We start from the raw sequence: 3,935 nt of genomic DNA on the forward strand, positions 1-3,935 counted from the left end.
TCCGGCCGCCGCCCCGGCGAAGCCCGCCCCGGCCAAGCCGGCCGCGGCGACGGCCAAGGCCGCGCCCGCCCCCGCGTCGGAGGCCGGTGCGTCCTCCGACGAGCCCGAGTACGTGACGCTGCGCGGTCCGGGCGCCGCGGTCGCGAAGAACATGAACGCCTCCGTCGAGGTCCCCACGGCCACGTCCGTGCGCGCGGTCCCGGTGAAGCTGCTCTTCGACAACCGCATCGTCATCAACAACCACCTGAAGCGCGCCCGGGGCGGGAAGATCTCCTTCACCCACCTCATCGGCTACGCGATGGTGCAGGCCATCAAGGCCATGCCGTCGATGAACTACTCCTTCACGGAGAAGGACGGCAAGCCGACCCTGGTCAAGCCGGCGCACGTCAACTTCGGCCTCGCCATCGACCTGGTGAAGCCCAACGGCGACCGCCAGCTGGTCGTCGCGGGCATCAAGAAGGCCGAGACGCTGAACTTCTTCGAGTTCTGGCAGGCCTACGAGGACATCGTCCGCCGGGCCCGTGACGGCAAGCTGACGATGGCCGACTTCTCGGGCGTCACGGTCTCGCTGACCAACCCCGGCGGCCTCGGCACCGTCCACTCGGTCCCGCGTCTGATGCCCGGTCAGTCGGTCATCATGGGCGTCGGCTCGATGGACTACCCGGCGGAGTTCCAGGGCACGTCCCAGGACACCCTGAACAAGCTCGGCATCTCGAAGGTCATGACGCTCACGTCGACCTACGACCACCGGGTCATCCAGGGCGCCGCGTCCGGCGAGTTCCTGCGCGTCGTCGCGAACTACCTGCTCGGCGAGAACGGCTTCTACGACGAGATCTTCGAGGCCCTGCGCATCCCGTACGAGCCGGTCCGCTGGCTCAAGGACATCGACGTCTCGCACGACGACGACGTCACCAAGGCCGCCCGGGTCTTCGAGCTGATCCACTCCTACCGGGTGCGCGGCCACGTCATGGCCGACACCGACCCGCTGGAGTACAAGCAGCGCAAGCACCCCGACCTGGACATCACCGAGCACGGGCTCACCCTGTGGGACCTGGAGCGCGAGTTCGCGGTCGGCGGTTTCGCGGGCAAGTCCCTGATGAAGCTGCGCGACATCCTCGGTGTGCTGCGCGACTCGTACTGCCGCACCACCGGCGTCGAGTTCATGCACATCCAGGACCCGAAGCAGCGCCGGTGGATCCAGGACCGCATCGAGCGCCCGCACAGCAAGCCCGAGCGCGAGGAGCAGCTGCGCATCCTGCGCCGGCTGAACGCCGCGGAGGCGTTCGAGACCTTCCTGCAGACGAAGTACGTCGGCCAGAAGCGCTTCTCCCTGGAGGGCGGCGAGTCCGTCATCCCGCTGCTCGACGCGGTGCTCGACTCCGCCGCCGAGTCCCGTCTCGACGAGGTCGTCATCGGCATGGCCCACCGCGGCCGCCTGAACGTCCTCGCGAACATCGTCGGCAAGTCGTACGCGCAGATCTTCCGCGAGTTCGAGGGCAACCTCGACCCGAAGTCGATGCACGGCTCCGGCGACGTCAAGTACCACCTGGGCGCCGAGGGCGTCTTCACGGGCCTGGACGGCGAGCAGATCAAGGTCTCGCTGGCCGCGAACCCCTCGCACCTGGAGGCGGTCGACCCGATCCTGGAGGGCATCGCCCGCGCCAAGCAGGACATCATCAACAAGGGCGGCACGGACTTCACCGTCCTGCCGGTCGCCCTGCACGGCGACGCGGCCTTCGCGGGCCAGGGCGTGGTGGCCGAGACCCTGAACATGTCGCAGCTGCGCGGCTACCGCACCGGCGGCACGGTCCACGTGGTCATCAACAACCAGGTCGGCTTCACCGCGGCTCCCGAGTCCTCGCGCTCCTCCATGTACGCCACCGACGTGGCCCGCATGATCGAGGCGCCGATCTTCCACGTGAACGGCGACGACCCCGAGGCCGTCGTCCGCGTCGCGCGGCTGGCCTTCGAGTTCCGCCAGGCGTTCAACAAGGACGTGGTGATCGACCTCATCTGCTACCGCCGCCGCGGTCACAACGAGTCCGACAACCCGGCGTTCACCCAGCCGCTGATGTACGACCTGATCGACAAGAAGCGCTCGGTGCGCAAGCTCTACACCGAGTCCCTGATCGGCCGGGGCGACATCACCCTGGAGGAGGCCGAGCAGGCCCTGCAGGACTACCAGGGCCAGCTGGAGAAGGTCTTCACGGAGGTCCGCGAGGCCGCCTCCGCGCCGGGCGAGTCGCACACCCCGGACGTGAAGCCCGAGTTCCCGGTGGCGGTCACCACGGCCGTCTCCCAGGAGGTCGTCAAGCGGATCGCCGAGTCCCAGGTCAACATCCCCGACCGGGTCACCGTCCACCCGCGTCTGCTGCCCCAGCTGCAGCGCCGCGCGGCGATGGTCGAGGACGGCACGATCGACTGGGGCATGGGCGAGACGCTCGCGATCGGCTCCCTGCTGCTGGAGGGCACCCCGGTGCGCCTCTCGGGCCAGGACTCCCGCCGCGGCACGTTCGGCCAGCGCCACGCGGTGCTCATCGACCGGGAGACCGGCGAGGACTTCACCCCGCTGCAGTACCTCTCCGAGGAGCAGGCCCGCTACAACTGCTACGACTCGCTCCTGTCCGAGTATGCGGCGATGGGCTTCGAGTACGGCTACTCACTGGCGCGCCCCGAGTCCCTCGTGATGTGGGAGGCGCAGTTCGGCGACTTCGTCAACGGCGCCCAGACGGTGGTGGACGAGTTCATCTCGTCGGCGGAGCAGAAGTGGGGCCAGACGTCGGGCGTCACGCTGCTCCTCCCGCACGGCTACGAGGGCCAGGGCCCGGACCACTCGTCCGCGCGTCCGGAGCGGTTCCTCCAGCTGTGCGCGCAGAACAACATGACGGTCGCCATGCCGACCCTCCCGTCGAACTACTTCCACCTCCTGCGGTGGCAGGTGCACAACCCGCACCACAAGCCGCTGGTGGTCTTCACCCCGAAGTCGATGCTCCGCCTCAAGGCGGCCGCGTCGAAGGCGGAGGAGTTCACGACGGGCGGCTTCCGCCCGGTCATCGGCGACGACTCGGTCGACCCGGCAGCCGTCAAGAAGGTCGTCTTCACGGCGGGCAAGGTCTACTACGACCTCGACGGTGAGCGGAAGAAGCGCGGCATCACGGACACGGCCGTCATCCGCATCGAGCGCCTGTACCCCCTGCCGGGTGCCGAGCTCCAGGCGGAGATCGCCAAGTACCCGAACGCCGAGAAGTACCTGTGGGCCCAGGAGGAGCCGGCGAACCAGGGCGCATGGCCGTTCATCGCCCTGAACCTCATCGACCACCTGGACCTGGCCGTCGGCGCGGACGTCCCGCACGGCGAGCGGCTGCGGCGCATCTCGCGCCCGGCGAGCTCGTCCCCGGCGGTGGGCTCCGCCAAGCGCCACCAGGCGGAGCAGGAGCAGCTGGTGCGCGAGGTGTTCGACGCGTAGGCGTCGGACGCCCGCACGAAGGGCCCGTCCCGAGCTTCGGCTCGGGGCGGGCCCTTCGGCCGTCCCGGGTGCGGAGCGGAACCGCGGATACGTTCCGCCTATCCTGCTGTACAGACTTTCGGCGAGAACGACGGAGCACACGGAGCACTGCGCATGTACTTCACCGACCGCGGTATCGAAGAGCTGGAGAAGCGGCGCGGCGAGGAGGAGGTCACTTTCGAGTGGCTCGCCGAGCAGCTGCGGACGTTCGTCGACCTCAATCCGGACTTCGAGGTACCGGTGGAGCGCCTGGCGACCTGGCTGGCCCGCCTGGACGACGAGGACGAGGACGACGAGTAGGCGGGACGGCCGTCCCAAGGCCCGTCCCAAGGCCCGTCCCAAGGCGTGGGACGTCGGGCGCGGGGCGTCAGGCGCGGGGCGGGCAGTCGTGCGGCTGCGGCTGCGGCTGCGGCTGCGGCTGCGGCTGCGG

The 3,935-nt window shown here is 69.4% G+C and carries 2 protein-coding genes; both read left to right on the forward strand.

Annotated features, from left to right (window positions below):
• On the forward strand, positions 1–3,466 hold a 3,466-nt coding region (locus HO151_RS01515; protein WP_173894333.1), incomplete at its 5' end, for a multifunctional oxoglutarate decarboxylase/oxoglutarate dehydrogenase thiamine pyrophosphate-binding subunit/dihydrolipoyllysine-residue succinyltransferase subunit.
• 153 nt (positions 3,467–3,619) lie between these two features.
• The gene (locus HO151_RS01520; RefSeq protein ID WP_007266501.1) at positions 3,620–3,805 is read left to right on the forward strand and encodes a DUF6104 family protein; all 186 of its coding nucleotides are present in this window, start codon (positions 3,620–3,622) and stop codon (positions 3,803–3,805) included.
• Positions 3,806–3,935 lie beyond the last annotated feature (130 nt).

It is taken from the genome of Streptomyces sp. 8P21H-1 (assembly GCF_013302945.1).

Coding starts and splice junctions, on each gene's coding strand:
- HO151_RS01520 (WP_007266501.1), top strand. CDS start 3,620: ATGTACTTCACCGACCGCGGTATCGAAGAGCTGGAGAAGCGGCGCGGC.